The sequence below is a fragment of the Zobellella denitrificans genome (assembly GCF_002407485.1).
GTDB lineage: Bacteria > Pseudomonadota > Gammaproteobacteria > Enterobacterales > Aeromonadaceae > Oceanimonas > Oceanimonas denitrificans.
The window spans coordinates 3,368,039-3,383,441 of record NZ_CP012621.1 but is presented as its reverse complement, the minus strand read 5'-3'; the positions used below and the strand labels follow the sequence as shown (position 1 = coordinate 3,383,441).

At 65.7% G+C, this 15,403-nt stretch carries 16 protein-coding genes; 15 read left to right on the top strand and 1 reads right to left on the bottom strand.

Going from position 1 to position 15,403, the window contains the following annotated elements; all coding sequences use genetic code 11:
* The first annotated feature begins 9 nt into the window (after positions 1-9).
* From AN401_RS15970 to AN401_RS15960, 3 genes are read left to right on the top strand one after another with little or no spacing between them, the layout of a single operon-like run.
* Entirely contained in the window at positions 10-1,143 is a 1,134-nt protein-coding gene (locus AN401_RS15970) for an enoyl-CoA hydratase/isomerase family protein (RefSeq protein WP_096779900.1), read from the top strand.
* A gap of 14 nt (positions 1,144-1,157) precedes the next feature.
* The gene (gene mmsB / locus AN401_RS15965) at positions 1,158-2,054 is read left to right on the top strand and encodes a 3-hydroxyisobutyrate dehydrogenase (RefSeq protein ID WP_094041076.1); all 897 of its coding nucleotides are present in this window, start codon (positions 1,158-1,160) and stop codon (positions 2,052-2,054) included.
* A gap of 2 nt (positions 2,055-2,056) precedes the next feature.
* Positions 2,057-2,818 (top strand): SDR family NAD(P)-dependent oxidoreductase, encoded by a 762-nt coding sequence (locus AN401_RS15960; protein WP_094041077.1) that lies wholly within the window; start codon positions 2,057-2,059, stop codon positions 2,816-2,818.
* Positions 2,819-2,999: 181 nt separating this feature from the next.
* Here the strand turns inward: AN401_RS15960 and AN401_RS15955 are convergent, their stop codons facing one another.
* Positions 3,000-4,649: an electron transfer flavoprotein-ubiquinone oxidoreductase gene (locus AN401_RS15955; RefSeq protein WP_096779899.1), complete on the bottom strand. Its 1,650-nt coding sequence runs from the start codon at positions 4,647-4,649 to the stop codon at positions 3,000-3,002.
* Between the two features lie 279 nt (positions 4,650-4,928).
* Here AN401_RS15955 and AN401_RS15950 point away from each other — a divergent pair, with 279 nt between their 5' ends.
* The 12 genes from AN401_RS15950 to AN401_RS15895 all read left to right on the top strand — a co-directional run bounded on the left by AN401_RS15950 (position 4,929) and on the right by AN401_RS15895 (position 15,395).
* The gene (locus AN401_RS15950; protein WP_096779898.1) at positions 4,929-5,678 is read left to right on the top strand and encodes an electron transfer flavoprotein subunit beta/FixA family protein; all 750 of its coding nucleotides are present in this window, start codon (positions 4,929-4,931) and stop codon (positions 5,676-5,678) included.
* Entirely contained in the window at positions 5,678-6,610 is a 933-nt protein-coding gene (locus AN401_RS15945; protein WP_096779897.1) for an electron transfer flavoprotein subunit alpha/FixB family protein, read from the top strand. Before AN401_RS15950 ends, AN401_RS15945 begins: the two co-directional genes overlap by 1 nt.
* 232 nt (positions 6,611-6,842) lie before the next feature.
* Complete coding sequence (gene pyrG / locus AN401_RS15940; RefSeq protein ID WP_094040398.1) at positions 6,843-8,480, top strand: glutamine hydrolyzing CTP synthase; 1,638 nt, start codon at positions 6,843-6,845, stop codon at positions 8,478-8,480.
* 76 nt (positions 8,481-8,556) lie between these two features.
* Positions 8,557-9,858, top strand: a complete 1,302-nt coding sequence (eno, locus tag AN401_RS15935) for a phosphopyruvate hydratase (protein WP_094040399.1) — start codon at positions 8,557-8,559, stop codon at positions 9,856-9,858.
* A 104-nt stretch (positions 9,859-9,962) separates the two neighbouring features.
* On the top strand, positions 9,963-10,253 hold the full coding sequence (ftsB, locus tag AN401_RS15930) for a cell division protein FtsB (RefSeq protein ID WP_094040400.1): 291 nt from the start codon (positions 9,963-9,965) through the stop codon (positions 10,251-10,253).
* Positions 10,250-10,945 carry a 2-C-methyl-D-erythritol 4-phosphate cytidylyltransferase gene (ispD, locus tag AN401_RS15925; RefSeq protein ID WP_096779896.1) on the top strand — a complete coding sequence of 232 codons (696 nt, stop codon included), beginning with the start codon at positions 10,250-10,252 and terminating at the stop codon, positions 10,943-10,945. The genes ftsB and ispD overlap by 4 nt, the downstream gene beginning before the upstream one ends.
* A complete protein-coding gene (gene ispF, locus AN401_RS15920; RefSeq protein WP_096779895.1) occupies positions 10,942-11,418 on the top strand; it encodes a 2-C-methyl-D-erythritol 2,4-cyclodiphosphate synthase in 477 nt (158 codons plus the stop codon). Before ispD ends, ispF begins: the two co-directional genes overlap by 4 nt.
* The gene (gene truD, locus AN401_RS15915; RefSeq protein ID WP_094040403.1) at positions 11,415-12,458 is read left to right on the top strand and encodes a tRNA pseudouridine(13) synthase TruD; all 1,044 of its coding nucleotides are present in this window, start codon (positions 11,415-11,417) and stop codon (positions 12,456-12,458) included. Before ispF ends, truD begins: the two co-directional genes overlap by 4 nt.
* Entirely contained in the window at positions 12,439-13,185 is a 747-nt protein-coding gene (gene surE / locus AN401_RS15910; RefSeq protein ID WP_094040404.1) for a 5'/3'-nucleotidase SurE, read from the top strand. Before truD ends, surE begins: the two co-directional genes overlap by 20 nt.
* Positions 13,186-13,189: 4 nt before the next feature.
* Entirely contained in the window at positions 13,190-13,819 is a 630-nt protein-coding gene (locus tag AN401_RS15905) for a protein-L-isoaspartate(D-aspartate) O-methyltransferase (protein ID WP_094040405.1), read from the top strand.
* Entirely contained in the window at positions 13,816-14,397 is a 582-nt protein-coding gene (locus AN401_RS15900) for a YqaA family protein (RefSeq protein ID WP_096779894.1), read from the top strand. Before AN401_RS15905 ends, AN401_RS15900 begins: the two co-directional genes overlap by 4 nt.
* 197 nt (positions 14,398-14,594) lie before the next feature.
* Positions 14,595-15,395, top strand: coding sequence for a peptidoglycan DD-metalloendopeptidase family protein (locus tag AN401_RS15895; protein ID WP_438273038.1), 801 nt, complete (start codon positions 14,595-14,597; stop codon positions 15,393-15,395).
* Positions 15,396-15,403 lie beyond the last annotated feature (8 nt).

The following is a 15,403-nucleotide window of genomic DNA, read 5'->3' as shown; positions in this document are numbered from 1 at the left end:
GGAGAGCCCATGAGCCTGATAGTCGAAGAGCATGCCACGGGCGGCGGCCGGCGTATCGGCCGGCTGGTGCTCGACAACGAGCGCAGCCTCAACGCCCTGAGCCTGGAGATGATCGAACGGATGCTGCCCCAACTGGCCGCCTGGCGGCAGGATGAGGGGCTGGTGGCGGTGCTGCTCGAAGGCGCCGGTGACCGGGCCTTCTGCGCCGGCGGCGACGTGGTGGGGCTGTACCGGGCCATCACCTCGGCCCGGGAGACTGGCCCCCTGGATGACCTGGGCCTGGGGCCCATCCCTGAGCCGGCGGTGTGCTTTTTCGAGCGGGAATACCGGCTGGATTACCTGCTGCACCGCTACCCCAAGCCGGTGATCTGCTGGGGCGGTGGCATCGTCATGGGTGGCGGCCTGGGGCTGTTCAGCGCCAGCCGGCAGCGCATCGTCACCGAGCACAGCCGGCTGGCGATGCCGGAGGTGACCATCGCCCTCTACCCGGACGTGGGCGGCAGCTGGTTCCTCAACCGCCTGCCGCCGGGACTGGGGGAGTTTATCGCCCTCACCGGCTGCCAGCTCAATGCCAGCGACAGCCTCTGGTTGGGGCTCGCCAACAGGGCCATCGCCGCAAGCCAGCGGGCCGAGTTGCTGCCCCGCCTGCAGGACGTGGCCGAGTGGCGGGATCCCGCCGTGGCGGTGGGGCTGGTGCTGCGGCAATTGGAAGCGGCGTCGCTTGATGTTTTCGCCGACCAGCCCTCGCCCCTGCGGGAGCACCAGGACGGCATCCGCCGGCTGATGGACCGGGATCGCCTGGCAGACCAGGTGGCGGCCATCCTCGGCGCCGACCTCGATTCCCCCTGGTTCGAGCGGGCCCGGCAGGGCCTGGCGGCGGGCAGCCCGCTGGCTATCCGGGTGATCGACGAACAACTGCGGCGCTGCCGGCACTGCTCCCTGGCCGAGGTGTTCCGCCGGGAGCTGGCGTTGTCGGTGCAGCTGTGCCGGTATCGGGAGTTCGCCGAAGGAGTGCGGGCCCGGCTTATCGACAAGGACAACCACCCCGACTGGAGCTTCGGGACCCTGGAGCAGGTGGACGAGGCGCTGCTGGCGGCCCTGTTCACCCCGCCCTGGCCCCGAAGCCCATTGCAGGATCTGTAACGGAGGCAAGCACCATGGCAACCATCGCATTTATCGGTTTAGGCAATATGGGCGGCCCCATGGCCGCCAACCTGGTCAAGGCCGGGCACAGGGTGCAGGTGTTCGATCTGCAGCCCGAGGCGGTCAGCCGGGCCGCCGGCACCGGCTGCATCCCGGAAACCAGCGCCACCGAGGTGGTCAAGCACGCCCAGGTGGTGATCTCCATGCTGCAGAGCGGCCGCCAGGTGGAGGGGCTCTATATGACGGGCCCGGATCCCCTGTTCGAGCGGATGGCGCCGGGTACCCTGGTGATCGACTGTTCCACCATAGATGCGGCCACCGCCAAGGCCACGGCCCAGCGGGCCACGGCCCATGGCCTGGACTTTATCGATGCTCCCGTGTCCGGCGGCGTGGCCGGGGCCCAGGCCGGCACCCTCACCTTTATCGTCGGCGGCAGCGAGGATCAGTTCGCCCGGGCCGAGCCGGTGCTGCACCAGATGGGCAAGAATGTGTTCCATGCCGGCTCCCACGGCGCCGGGCAGATGGCCAAGGCCTGCAACAACATGCTGCTGGCGGTGTTGATGGCGGGCACCTGCGAGGCGCTCAACATGGGCATCAACAGCGGCCTGGATCCCAAGGTGTTGTCGGAGATCATCAAGCAGAGTTCGGGCAACAACTGGGCGCTGCAGCTCTACAACCCGGTGCCGGGGGTGATGGAGCATGTGCCCGCCGCCCGGGGCTACCGGGGCGGCTTTCAGGTCAACCTGATGTGCAAGGATCTGAACATCGCCATGGAGCTCAGCCGGGACAGCGGCTCGCCGGTGCCCATGGGCGCCGCCGCCAAGGCCCTGTTCAACCTGCACCAGGTGGCGGGCCATGGCGAGTTCGACTTTTCCAGCCTGTTTAGGATGTTCCGGCAAGGAGGCGAATAGCCATGGAGATCAGGGGCAAGGTGGTGGTGATCACCGGTGCCGGCCGGGGCCTGGGACAGGCCATGGCCCGGCAACTGGCGCGCCAGGGTGCCAGTCTGGCGCTTGTCGACAACAACGAGCAGGATCTGGCCAAAAGCGGCGAGATGGTGGCCGCCACCGGGGCCCGGGTGGCGGTGCACCTGTGTGACATTGCCGACGAGCAGCAGGTGGCGGACAGCTTCGGCCACATAGTACGGGAGCTGGGCGGGCTGGACGTGTTGGTCAACAACGCCGGCCTGATGCGCGACGCCCTGCTGATCAAGCTGGAGGAGGGCAAGCCGGCCGGCAGGATGAGCCTGCAGCAGTGGCAGCAGGTGGTGGACGTCAACCTCACCGGCACCTTCCTGTGCGGCCGGGAGGCGGCGGCCATCATGGCCGAGCGGGGCCAGGGCGGCCTTATCGTCAACATCTCCTCGGTGGCCCGGGCCGGCAACCGGGGCCAGAGCAACTACTCGGCCACCAAGGCCGGGGTAGCGGCCCTGGTGGTGTGCTGGGCCGGCGAGCTCAGCCGCTACGGCATCCGGGTGGCGGGCATCGCCCCCGGGGTGATCGCCACCGCCATGACCGCCCAGATGAAGCCCGAGGCGATGGAGCGCATCACCCGCAACATTCCCCTGGGACGCCTGGCCACCGTGGAGGAGCTGGTGCACAGCCTGCAGTACATCATCGAGAACGACTACTTCCATGGCCGCATCCTGGAAATGGACGGCGGCCTGCGGCTGTAGGACTAAAGTCTAGCTTGTCTGAATGCCCGCCCGGGGGTAATGTTTTTTGCAACGCACAGCAACGGACGTGCCTCCCTGCGTTGACAGAGCTAACAATAAGACAATAACAACCACAGCCATATCCCTGAACGCAATGATTCCCTTCGGTCATGGAATCACTGCCTTCAGGGTTTTTTTATGGCTACATATTGGGGTAGTTGGGACCACTTCCCCCTTCCGGCGGCACCCAGCGGATATTCTGGGCCGGATCCTTGATGTCGCAGGTTTTGCAGTGCACACAATTGGCGGCGTTGATCTGGAAGCGGGGTTGTCCTTCCTGCTCCACCACCTCGTAGACCCCCGCCGGGCAATAGCGCTGGGCCGGTTCGTCATAGCGGGGCAGGTTGTCCCGCAGCGGGACCTCCGGATCCAGCAGCTGCAGGTGGCAGGGCTGGTCTTCGTCGTGGCCGGTGTTGGCCAGGTAGACCGACGACAGCCTGTCGAAGGCCAGCTGGCCGTCCGGCCTGGGATAGTCCGGCTTGCGGCTCTTCGCCGCCGGGGCCAGGGTGGCGTGATCCGGCGTTCTGTCGTGCAGGGTGAAAGGCAGCCAGCCCCCCAGCAAGTTGTGGCTGAGGGCATTGAGGGCGCCGCCCAGCCAGGGCCCCAGTTTGTGCAGGGCGGGCACGAAGTTGCGGCTTTGATGCAATTCCTGGTGCAGCCAGGACGAGCGCAGGGCGCTGGGGTAGGCGGCCAGGCTGTTGCCGCCGGTATCCCCCGCCGCCAGGGCCTGCACCACCGTCTCGGCGGCCAGCATGCCGGATTTCATGGCGGTGTGAATGCCCTTGACCTTGGCGCCGTTGAGGGTGCCGGCGTCGCAGCCCAGCAGCAGGGCGCCGGGCATTGTCATGCGCGGCAAGGAATTCAGGCCGCCCTTGGTGATGGCCCGGGCACCGTAGGCCAGCCGCTTGCCATCGTACAGATGGCGGGCCAGCAGCGGATGGTGCTTGAGGCGCTGGAACTCGTCGAAGGGGCTGAGGTGGGGGTTGCGGTAGTTGAGATCCACGATAAGCCCTACCGCCGCCTGGCCCTCGTCGCCGTGGTAGAGAAAGAAGCCGCCGCCGCTGTCTTCCTCGAGTGGCCAGCCGGCCCCGTGCAGCACCAGGCCCGGCCGGTGGCGCGCCGGATCGAGCTGCCACAGCTCCTTGATGCCGATGGCGTAATGCTGGGGATCCCGGCCCTGGTCCAGGCCGAAGCGGGCGATCAGCTCCTTGCCGATATGGCCGCGGCAGCCCTCGGCGAACAGGGTGTAGCGGGCGCGCAGTTCCAGGCCCGGCACGTGATTGGCCTTGGGGCTGCCGTCCGCCGCCAGGCCCATATCGCCGGTAAGCACCCCGGTCACCCGGCCCTGCTCGTCGTAGAGGGGCGCCTGGGCGGCGAAACCGGGAAAGACGGCCACCCCCAGTTGCTCGGCCTGAACGGCCAGCCAGCGGCACAGGTTGCCGAGGCTCACGATAAAGTTGCCCCTATTGTGCAGGGGGGAGGGCACCAGGGCGGAGGGCAGCTCCAGGCCGCCCCGTTCGCTGCTCAGCATATAGAAACGATCCTCGGTGACCGGGGTGTGCACCGGGGCGCCCCGTGCCCGCCAGTCGGGAAACAGCTCGTCCAGGGCCCGGGTCTCCAGCAGGGCGCCGGAGAGAATATGGGCGCCCACCTCGGCGCCCTTTTCCACCAGGCAAACGCTCAGGGCCAGATCCCGGGACGCCGCCTCCTGCATCAGCCGGCAGGCGGCGCTCAGGCCGGCCGGGCCGGCGCCCACTATGACCACGTCAAATTCCATCGACTCCCTTTCCATGTTCCGGCTCCGAACCTGGGCACATGGCTAAAGTATTGTATTGGTTGCGGTATTTAACAAACCCCCGGGCGGCAGGATCGGCGGGGATGGATTAGTATTAAGTCATTGTTCCCAATAGCGCAGCATCGACCGGGTACCGGACGCAGACACGCCGTAAACCCATCCCTGGGGGCTCCGCCGCGCCATCCCTGGCGCGGAGGGTCTGCTTACCGATACCCGGTCGCAGCCCGGAACAACCATTGGTTATCCAACTCATATCCCACAGAGCCGGGGGCAGGCATGAAGGTACTGGTCACGATAAAGCGGGTGATTGACTACCACGTCAAGGTCAGGGTCAAGGCGGATCAGAGCGACGTGGATCTGGCCAACGTCAAGATGGCGGCCAACCCCTTCTGCGATATCGCGGTGGAGGAGGCGGTGCGCATGAAGGAGAAGGGCTGGGTGTCGGAAATCGTCGCCGTTTCCGTCGGCCCCGCCGCGGCCCAGGAGCAACTGCGGGCGGCGCTGGCGCTGGGGGCGGACCGGGCGGTGCTGGTGCAGAGCGCCGAGGTCGCCGAGCCGCTCACCGTGGCCAGGCTGCTGGCCGCCTTGTGCGAGCGGGAGCAGCCCGGGCTGGTGCTGCTCGGCAAGCAGTCCATCGACACCGACAACAACCAGGTGGGACAGATGCTGGCGGCGCTCACCGGCTGGCCCCAGGGGACCTTCGCCTCGCGCATCGAGCTTGAAGGCGATGAACTCCTGGTCACCCGGGAGGTGGACGGCGGCCTGCAGACCCTGGCGCTGGCCCTGCCGGCGGTGGTGACCACGGATCTCCGGCTCAACGAGCCGCGCTATGCCTCCCTGCCCAATATCATGAAGGCCAAACAGAAACCCCTGGAGACCCTGACCCCGGATGAACTCGGCGTCAGGCCCAGGGCCCATTGCCGGGTGCTCAGGGTGACGCCGCCGCCGGTGCGCAAGGCCGGCATCAAGGTGGCCGACGTGGCCGAACTGGTGGACAAGCTCAAGCACGAGGCGAAGGTGATCTGATGACGACCCTGGTGATAGCGGAACACGACAATGAATCCCTGAAACCGGCTACCCTGCATGTGCTGGGGGCCGCCGCCCGGCTGGGGACGGACATCGAGCTGCTGGTGATGGGCCAGGGCTGCCGGGCAGTGGCCAAGGCCGCCGCCCGGCTCGGGGTGTGCAAGGTGTTGCTGGCGGATCACGACGGCCATAAGCACCAGCTGGCGGAAGCGGGCGCGGCCCAGGTGGCGGCCCTGGCGGGCGGCTACAGCCACCTGCTGGCGCCGGCCACCACCTTCGGCAAGAACCTGATGCCGAGGCTGGCGGCCCTGCTCGACCTGGGCATGGTGTCCGAGGTGATCGCCATCGAGGCGCCGGATACCTTCGTCCGTCCCATCTATGCGGGCAACGCCATCGCCACCGTGCAGTCCCTCGACGCCATCAAGGTGCTGACGGTGCGCGCCACCGCCTTCGAGGCGGTGGTGCCGGGGGAGCAGGCCGCCCCCATCGAGCCGCTGGCGCCCGTCGCCGGCCCGGCTGGCAGCCGGTTCGTGGGCGAGGAGCTGAGCCCGAATGAGCGGCCCGAACTCACCTCGGCGCGGGTGGTGATCTCCGGCGGCCGGGGCCTGGGCTCGAAGGACAACTTCGCCTTGCTGGAACGGCTGGCGGACCGGCTTGGCGCCGCCGTCGGCGCCAGCCGGGCGGCGGTGGACGCGGGCTTTGCCGCCAACGACATGCAGGTGGGCCAGACCGGCAAGATAGTGGCGCCCGAGCTCTATATCGCCGTGGGTCTGTCCGGTGCCATCCAGCACCTGGCGGGGATGAAGGACTCCAGGGTGATAGTGGCCATCAACAAGGATGCGGAGGCGCCCATCTTCCAGGTGGCGGATTACGGCCTGGTGGCGGACTTGTTCGATGTGCTGCCCGAGCTGGAAAGACAACTGGCGCCATAGAAACGCTGTTATCTGACCTGCATCAAGTTTTGGTTGTTACATTTTGTTGTAATAAAACTACAAATGGCGTTATAGTGCCGTCCAGTCTGCCGCTGGCAGCAGGTTCGAATGCGGATAGGGGACGGCCTTGCCCGGACATTGTTTCATTGTCGTTATCGGGCATCTTGCGTATACTATGACCCCGTCTTGAATTCCACATTTCATTCGTTCCCTAGCTTTCTTCAGGTTCAGCATGACGACTAAATATATATTTGTTACTGGCGGGGTGGTCTCCTCCCTGGGCAAAGGCATTGCAGCCGCCTCTCTGGCCGCCATCCTCGAAGCCCGTGGCCTCAACGTGACCATCATGAAGCTGGATCCCTATATCAACGTGGATCCGGGCACCATGAGCCCCACCCAGCACGGTGAAGTCTTCGTGACGGACGACGGTGCCGAAACCGATCTGGACCTGGGCCACTACGAGCGGTTCATCCGCACCAAGATGACCCGCCGCAACAACTTCACCACCGGTCGTATCTATGCGGACGTGCTGCGTAAGGAACGGCGCGGCGACTACCTGGGCGCGACCATCCAGGTGATCCCCCATATCACCAACGCCATCAAGGACAGGGTGATCGCCGGTGCCGAAGGGCATCAGGTGGCCATCGTGGAAGTCGGCGGCACAGTGGGCGACATCGAGTCCCTGCCTTTCCTCGAGGCGCTGCGCCAGCTGGCGGTGGAAGTGGGCCGGGAGCACACCCTGTTCATGCACCTGACCCTGGTGCCCTACATGGCGGCCGCCGGCGAGGTGAAGACCAAGCCGACCCAGCACTCGGTGAAGGAGCTGCTGTCCATCGGTATCCAGCCCGATATCCTTATTTGCCGCAGCGACCGGGCCATTCCGCCCAACGAGCGCGCCAAGATTGCCCTGTTCTGCAACGTGTCCGAAAAGGCCGTTATTTCCCTGAAGGACGTGGACTCCATCTACAAGATCCCGGCGCTGCTGCGCTCCCAGGGGCTGGACGAGCTGGTGGTGCGCCGCTTCGCTCTGGATTGCCCGCCCGCCGATCTGTCCGAGTGGGAACAGGTGATCTACGAAGAGGCCAACCCGGTGGGGGAAGTGACCATCGGCATGGTGGGCAAGTATGTCGAGCTGCCCGACGCCTACAAGTCGGTGAACGAGGCGCTCAAGCACGGCGGCCTGAAGAACCGGCTGACCGTCAACATCAAGTACATCGATTCCCAGGATCTGGAAAGCAAGGGCCTGGGCCTGCTCGAGGGCCTGGACGCCATCCTGGTGCCCGGCGGCTTCGGCGAGCGCGGGGTCGAGGGCAAGATCATGGCGGCCCGCTACGCCCGGGAGAACCGCGTGCCCTACCTCGGCATCTGTTTAGGCATGCAGGTGGCGCTGATTGAATACGCCCGCAACGTGGCCGGCCTGGAAGGCGCCCACTCCACCGAGTTCGACAAGAACAGCCCCTACCCGGTGGTGGGTCTGATCACCGAATGGGTGGACGAAGAAGGCAAGGTGGAAGTGCGCGACGAACAGTCGGATCTGGGCGGCACCATGCGCCTGGGTGCCCAGCTGTGCCACCTGGAGCCGGGCTCCAGGGTACATGCCCTGTACGGCTCCGATACCATCTACGAGCGTCACCGCCACCGTTATGAAGTGAACAACCGGCTGTTGCCCAGGATTGAAGCGGCGGGCCTGAAGGTGACCGGCCGCTCCGCCGACAAGAAGCTGGTGGAGATCATCGAGAACCCGGATCATCCCTGGTTCGTGGCGGCCCAGTTCCACCCGGAATTCACCTCCACTCCCCGCGACGGCCACGGCCTGTTCGCCGGCTTCGTGAAGGCAGCCGGCCAATACCAGCAGGGTGAACTGGAATAACCTGATCCTACGGCTGAGCCACCTGGCTTGGCCGTATTTTTTAGTGCTTTGTTTTTAACTCAAGAGGAAAGAGAGAATGGCAAAGATCGTTAAAGTGATCGGTCGCGAAATCATTGACTCCCGCGGCAACCCCACCGTTGAAGCCGACGTCTACCTGGAAGGCGGCTTCATGGGCCGCGCCGCGGCGCCGTCCGGTGCCTCCACCGGCTCCCGCGAAGCGCTGGAACTGCGTGACGGCGACAAGTCCCGCTTCTTGGGCAAGGGCGTACAGACCGCCGTGGCCAACATCAACGACAAGATCGCCGCCGCCCTCGCCGGCAAGGACGCCACCCAGCAGGCCGAGATCGACCAGATCATGATCGACCTGGACGGCACCGACAACAAGGCCAGCCTGGGCGCCAACGCCATCCTGGCCGTGTCCCTGGCCACCGCCAAGGCCGCCGCCGCCGCCAAGGGCCTGCCCCTGTACGCCTGGATCGCCGAGCTGAACGGCACTCCCGGCCAGTTCTCCATGCCGCTGCCGATGATGAACATCATCAACGGCGGTGAGCACGCCGACAACAACGTCGACATCCAGGAGTTCATGATCCAGCCGGTCGGCGCCAAGAACATCAAGGAAGCCCTGCGCATCGGCGCCGAGGTGTTCCACAACCTGGCCAAGGTGCTGAAGGCCAAGGGCCTGTCCACCGCCGTGGGTGACGAGGGTGGTTTCGCCCCGGACCTGGAGTCCAACGCCGCCGCCCTGGCCGCCATCAAGGAAGCCGTGGAGAAAGCCGGCTACGTGCTGGGCAAGGACGTGACCCTGGCCATGGACTGCGCCGCCTCCGAGTTCTTCGACAAGGAAAAGGGCAACTACAACCTGAAGGGCGAAGGCAAGGTCTTCTCCTCCCAGGAATTCACCCACTACCTGGAAGAGCTGACCAAGCAGTACCCGATCGTCTCCATCGAAGACGGCCTGGACGAGTCCGACTGGGACGGCTTCGCCTACCAGACCAAGGTGCTGGGCGACAAGATCCAGCTGGTGGGTGACGATCTGTTCGTGACCAACACCAAGATCCTGAAAGAAGGCATCGACAAGGGCATCGCCAACAGCATACTGATCAAGTTCAACCAGATCGGCTCCCTGACCGAGACCCTGAACGCCATCAAGATGGCCAAGGACGCCGGCTACACCGCCGTCATCTCCCACCGCTCCGGTGAGACCGAAGACGCCACCATCGCCGACCTGGCCGTGGGCACCTGTGCCGGCCAGATCAAGACCGGCTCCATGAGCCGTTCCGACCGTATCGCCAAGTACAACCAGCTGATCCGCATCGAGGAAGAGCTGGGTGCCAAGGCTCCCTACCGCGGTCTGGCCGAGGTGAAAGGCCAGGCCTGAGCCCTGCCTTCCCTTCCGTCCTGAACTCGAAGCCCCGCCCAGCGCGGGGTTTCTTTTGTTCGCCGCCCGAATATGGGAAACTAGCGCGCAACTTAGGAGGATGGATGCGCACCCTGACGCTGATACTGCTCGCCCTGCTGGGTGCTCTGCAGCACCACCTGTGGTGGGGAAAGAACGGCCTGGCCGAATACCACGAAGCCCGGGCCAATGTGTTCCGCCAGCAGGAGGACAACCAATTGCTGGTGGAACGCAACGCCCTGCTCTACCGGGAGATCGAGGATCTCAACAACGGCCTGGCCGCGGTGGAGGAACTGGCGCGCAACGATCTGGGGATGATCAAGCCCGGTGAAACCTTCTACCGGCTGTTACCCGCACAAGACAAACCGCAACCATGACAGTGACTTCGCCCTTTACCGCGGTCGTACCGGCGGCCGGGGTCGGCAAGCGCATGGGCGCGAGCCTGCCCAAGCAATACCTGACGCTGGATGGCCGTACCGTGCTCGAACACACCCTGGACCGGCTGCTGGGGCACCCTGCCATAGCGCGCATCATCGTCGCCACGGCGGAGCACGACTCCTGGTTCCCTGCCCTGGCCGTCGCCCGGCATCCCCGGGTGCTGCGGGTGGCGGGAGGCCGGGAACGGGCCGACTCGGTACACAACGCCCTGGCGCGGGTCGAGACCGAGTTCGTGCTGGTGCATGACGCCGCCCGTCCCTGTTTGCACCCGGCCGATCTGGACGCGGTGCTGGCGGCGGGGCGGCTGGGCGACGGCGCCATTCTCGCCTGCCGGGTGCGGGACAGCATGAAGCGCGGCGACGGCCGGGGCGCCATCCTGGAGAGCGTGTCGCGGGAGGAACTCTGGCATGCGCTCACGCCCCAGTGCTTCGCCACCGTTCTCCTGCGGCAGGCTCTCGCCGGCGCCCTGGCCGCCGGTTGCGAGATCACCGACGAGGCCTCGGCCATGGAGTGGGCCGGCCACCGTCCCCGTCTGGTGGAGGGGCGGGCCGACAATATCAAGATCACCCGTCCGGAAGATCTGGGCCTGGCGGGCTTTTTTCTGCAGCAGAGGATAGAGAGCGAACAATGATGCGAATCGGGCACGGTTTCGACGTGCATAAATTCGGTGGCGAAGGCCCCTGTATCCTGGCCGGGGTAGCGGTGCCCCATGAGCAGGGGCTGCTGGCCCACTCCGACGGTGATGTGGTGCTGCACGCCCTTTGCGATGCGCTGCTCGGCGCCATCGGCGCCGGCGACATCGGCCGCCACTTTCCGGACACGGACGCCGCCTTCGCCGGCATCGACAGCCGCGTCCTGTTGCGCGACGTGTTCAACCGGGTCAAACAGGCCGGCTTTGTGCTCGGCAACGCCGACGTCACCGTGCTGGCCCAGGCGCCCAAGCTGGCGCCCCATATCGACGCCATGGTGGCCAATATCGCCGCCGATCTGGAAACGGAGGTCGGCCGGGTCAACGTCAAGGCCACCACCACCGAACAACTCGGCTTTGTTGGCCGCAAAGAGGGCATGGCGGCGGAAGCCGTGGTGTTACTGGTAAAACAATGAGCAATAACTGGCATTATCTGCACGGCCAACCGGAAGTCAGCGGTTGCCTGAAGGCCGCGCCCGAAGACTTCGTGGTGCGGGAGGATCTGGGTTTTTCCCCCAGCGGCGAGGGCGAGCATATCCTGCTGCATGTGCGCAAGCGCGGCCAGAACACCCAGTGGGTGGCCCGGGAACTGGCCCGGCTGGCGGGCGTGGCCCAGCGCGACGTGACCTGGGCCGGGCTCAAGGACAGGCACGCGGTCACCGAGCAGTGGTTCGGGGTGCACCTGCCGGGCAAGGAGATGCCCGATTTCTCGCCCCTGGAAAACGAGGATGTGCAGATCCTGGCCATCGCCCGCCACCACAAGAAGCTGAAGACCGGCGCCCTCAGGGGCAACCGCTTCGAACTGGCCCTCACCGGGCTGGAGGGCGAAGGCGATCTGGATGCCCGTCTGGCCGCCATCGCCGCCCGGGGGGTGCCCAACTACTACGGCGACCAGCGTTTCGGCCGGGATTACGGCAACCTGGAGCAGGCGAAAGCCATGTTCGCCGGGCGGCGCATCAAGGATCGCAACAAGCGCTCCCTGTACCTGTCGGCGGCGCGCAGCTACCTGTTCAACCTGGCGGCGAGCCACCGGCTGGCGGCAGGGCTGGGCGAGCAGTTGCTGGCCGGTGACTGCGTGATGCTGGCCGGCAGCCAGTCCTTCTTTACCCTGGGCGAGGACAACCCCCTCGACGAGGCCATGGCGGCGCGCTTCGCCAGTGGCGATATCCGCCTGAGTGCGCCCCTGTGGGGGCGGGGCCGGCTGCCGAGCCAGGATGAGGCCGCCGCCCTGGAGCAGGCGGCCCTGGTGGGGCAGGAGGCGCTGTGCGCCGGGCTCGAGGCCAACGGCCTCAAGCAGGAGCGGCGGGCGCTGCTGCTCAGGCCCGAGGAACTGGCCTGGCAACGGGAGGGCGACCGCCTGCGGCTGTCGTTCTGGCTGCCGGCGGGCAGCTATGCCACCAGCCTGGTACGGGAACTGATCAAGGACAAGGAAAACCATGAAGATACTGGTGAGTAATGACGACGGGGTTAATGCCCTGGGGATCCGGACCCTGAGCCGGGTGCTGGCGGAATTTGCCGAGGTGGTGACGGTGGCGCCGGATCGCAACCGCAGCGGCGCCAGTCACTCCCTGACCCTGGAGGTACCGCTGCGGGCCGACCAGCTCGACGACACCGGCTTCTATTCGGTCAAGGGCACGCCCACCGACTGCGTGCACTGGGCGGTGAACAGCCTGCTGGATCCGGATCCGGACATGGTGGTGGCCGGCATCAACCACGGTGCCAACCTGGGCGACGACGTGCTCTACTCCGGCACCGTGGCGGCGGCCACCGAGGGCCGGCACCTGGGGCTGCCGGCGGTGGCCGTCTCCTTGTGCGGCGACCGCCATTTCGACACCGCGGCCCACTACGCCAGCCTGTTGGTGCAGGGGTTGCTGCGGGCGCCGCTGTCCTCCAACCAGATCCTCAACGTCAATGTGCCCGACTTGCCCCTGGCCGATATTCAGGGTATCAAGGTGACTCGTCTGGGTAACCGACACAGATCCGAGGCGGTACTGAAGGAGTTCGATCCCCGCGGCCGGCCCATCTACTGGATAGGACCTCCCGGGGCCAAGCAGGATGCGGGCGAGGGAACCGACTTCGACGCGGTGGAGCGGGGCTTTGTGTCCATCACTCCCCTGACCATCGACATGACGGCCTACAGCCAGATGGCGGCATTGACCAGTTGGATTCAAGACGTGGAGTAACGGCGTGCTGACGTTAGCGGGACAGCAGCTCTATCGCTTGCTGCAGCAGCAGGGTATCAGGGATGAACGGGTACTGCGGGCCTTGGCCGGCCTGCCCCGGGCCCAGTTCGTCGACGAGGCCATGGCCCACCAGGCCTGGGACAACAGCGCCCTGCCCATCGGTTTTGGCCAGACCATCTCCCAGCCCTATATAGTGGCGCGGATGACGGAAGTGTTGCTGGCCGGGCACCAGCCCCGGCGGGTGCTGGAAATCGGCACCGGCTCCGGTTTCCAGACCGCGGTGCTGGCGCAACTGGTGGAGCAGGTGTTCACCATAGAGCGGATCAAGGCGCTGCAGTACCAGGCCCGTCGCCGGTTGCAGCGGCTCGACCTGCACAATGTGTCCACCAAGCACGGGGACGGCTGGCAGGGCTGGACCAGCAAGGCGCCTTTCGATGCCATCCTGGTGACGGCGGCGGCCAGGGAAGTACCCCAGGCGCTGTTGTCCCAGCTGGCGGACGGCGGCCGCATGGTGATCCCGGTCGGGGAACACCGCCAATCCCTGTGGCGCTACGAGCGCCAGGGCGACAATTTTGTGCGTACCGAGCTGGAGCCGGTGCGCTTCGTACCTTTAGTGAAGGGTGAGCTTGAGTGAAGATATTTTCGCGGTTGTACCGGCAGGTGATGATGTGGGCGGTGCACCGCCATGCGCCTGTGTATTTGTCCATGACCAGCTTCGTCGAATCCATTTTCTGGCCGGTGCCGGTGGACGTGATGCTGGCCCCCATGGCCCTGGCCAAACCGGAGCGGGCCTGGCGCTATGCCGCCATGGCGACGGTGTTCTCGGTGCTGGGGGCGGCTTTCGGCTACCTGCTCGGCTATGCCCTGTGGGAACCCCTGGTCGAACCCTTTATCAATGCCATGGGCTATCAGGACAAGATGCAGGTGGCCCAGCAGTGGTTCAGTGAGTGGGGCGTCTGGGTGATCTTTATCGCCAGCTTCACCCCCATCCCCTACAAGGTGTTCACCGTGACCGCCGGCCTGCTGCAGATGGCTTTCCTGCCTTTCATCCTGATCTCCCTGATCGGGCGGGGGCTGCGCTTTTTCCTGGTGGCCGGACTGATGGTGTGGGGAGGGGTGCGCATGGAGCGCAAGCTTATCCAGTACATCGACCTGCTCGGCTGGCTGTGCGTGGCGGCGGCCGTGGTGGCCTACCTGTTGCTGAGGCACTGATGCGGGGGCGGGGCGCAAGCATCAGGCTGCTGGGTATGGTGCTGGCATCGCTCGCCCTGCTGACCGCCTGCGCCGCCCCCCGTCCCGCCCCCGTTACGGGGGTGGGAAGTCGCGCCCCGGCACCCATCGGTGGCCACAGCCACAGGGTGGAGCGGGGGGATACCCTCTACTCCATCGCCTGGCAGGCCGGAACCGATGTGCCTACCCTGGCCCGCCATAACAATATCCAGCCTCCCTACAACATCTACGTGGGGCAGGTACTGCGCCTGGATGTGCCCGGTGGACGGCGTACCTTCTACCGGGTAAAGCGGGGAGACACCCTGAACGCCATCTCCCGCCAGACCGGTCATTCGGTGGCGGATCTGGCCACCCTGAACAACCTCAAGCCACCTTATCGCATCTATGTGGGACAGCAGCTCACCCTGCGTTCCGAGCCGTCAGCATCGTCCAAACCGGTGCCCGCGGCGGCCGCTTCCCCGGCGCCGGCAGTCCGGCCGTCCACCGCCCAGAACGGCGCCAGGCCGGCTGGTACGAGCAGCCCCGCAAAAACGACGAAGCCTCTTGCACCGGCTCAAGGAAAAGCATACGCTGGTTCCAAAGTACAAAAAAACGCCGCTGTCAATACCGCTATCGTCTGGCAATGGCCGGCCCAGGGACCCATCATCTCCGGGTTTTCGCTGGCCGAAACCGGCAACAAGGGCATTGATATCAGGGGCAGCAGGGGCCAGGCCATCAAGGCGGCCGCTGCCGGTAAGGTAGTTTACGCAGGGAGTGCGCTACGTGGTTACGGCAATCTGATCATCATCAAGCATAACGATGATTACTTGTCCGCCTACGCCCACAACGAAGTGCTCCGGGTCAAGGAGCAGGAAGCGGTGAGCGCGGGACAGCACATAGCGGATATGGGTAGCAGTGATACCACTGATGTCCGGTTGCATTTCGAGATCCGGTATCAGGGGACATCGGTCGATCCGATGCGATATCTGCCAAAGCGATAGACACCGGG

What these genes read in the sequence shown, in the direction of transcription:
- truD (WP_094040403.1), top strand. Translation starts at nt 11,415, where the DNA reads ATGAGCAATAACTGGCATTATCTGCACGGCCAACCGGAAGTCAGCGGT.
- AN401_RS15945 (WP_096779897.1), top strand. Translation starts at nt 5,678, where the DNA reads ATGACGACCCTGGTGATAGCGGAACACGACAATGAATCCCTGAAACCG.
- AN401_RS15955 (WP_096779899.1), bottom strand. Translation starts at nt 4,649, where the DNA reads ATGGAAAGGGAGTCGATGGAATTTGACGTGGTCATAGTGGGCGCCGGC.
- ispD (WP_096779896.1), top strand. Translation starts at nt 10,250, where the DNA reads ATGACAGTGACTTCGCCCTTTACCGCGGTCGTACCGGCGGCCGGGGTC.
- pyrG (WP_094040398.1), top strand. Translation starts at nt 6,843, where the DNA reads ATGACGACTAAATATATATTTGTTACTGGCGGGGTGGTCTCCTCCCTG.
- ftsB (WP_094040400.1), top strand. Translation starts at nt 9,963, where the DNA reads ATGCGCACCCTGACGCTGATACTGCTCGCCCTGCTGGGTGCTCTGCAG.
- ispF (WP_096779895.1), top strand. Translation starts at nt 10,942, where the DNA reads ATGATGCGAATCGGGCACGGTTTCGACGTGCATAAATTCGGTGGCGAA.
- AN401_RS15970 (WP_096779900.1), top strand. Translation starts at nt 10, where the DNA reads ATGAGCCTGATAGTCGAAGAGCATGCCACGGGCGGCGGCCGGCGTATC.
- mmsB (WP_094041076.1), top strand. Translation starts at nt 1,158, where the DNA reads ATGGCAACCATCGCATTTATCGGTTTAGGCAATATGGGCGGCCCCATG.
- surE (WP_094040404.1), top strand. Translation starts at nt 12,439, where the DNA reads ATGAAGATACTGGTGAGTAATGACGACGGGGTTAATGCCCTGGGGATC.
- AN401_RS15960 (WP_094041077.1), top strand. Translation starts at nt 2,057, where the DNA reads ATGGAGATCAGGGGCAAGGTGGTGGTGATCACCGGTGCCGGCCGGGGC.
- AN401_RS15950 (WP_096779898.1), top strand. Translation starts at nt 4,929, where the DNA reads ATGAAGGTACTGGTCACGATAAAGCGGGTGATTGACTACCACGTCAAG.
- eno (WP_094040399.1), top strand. Translation starts at nt 8,557, where the DNA reads ATGGCAAAGATCGTTAAAGTGATCGGTCGCGAAATCATTGACTCCCGC.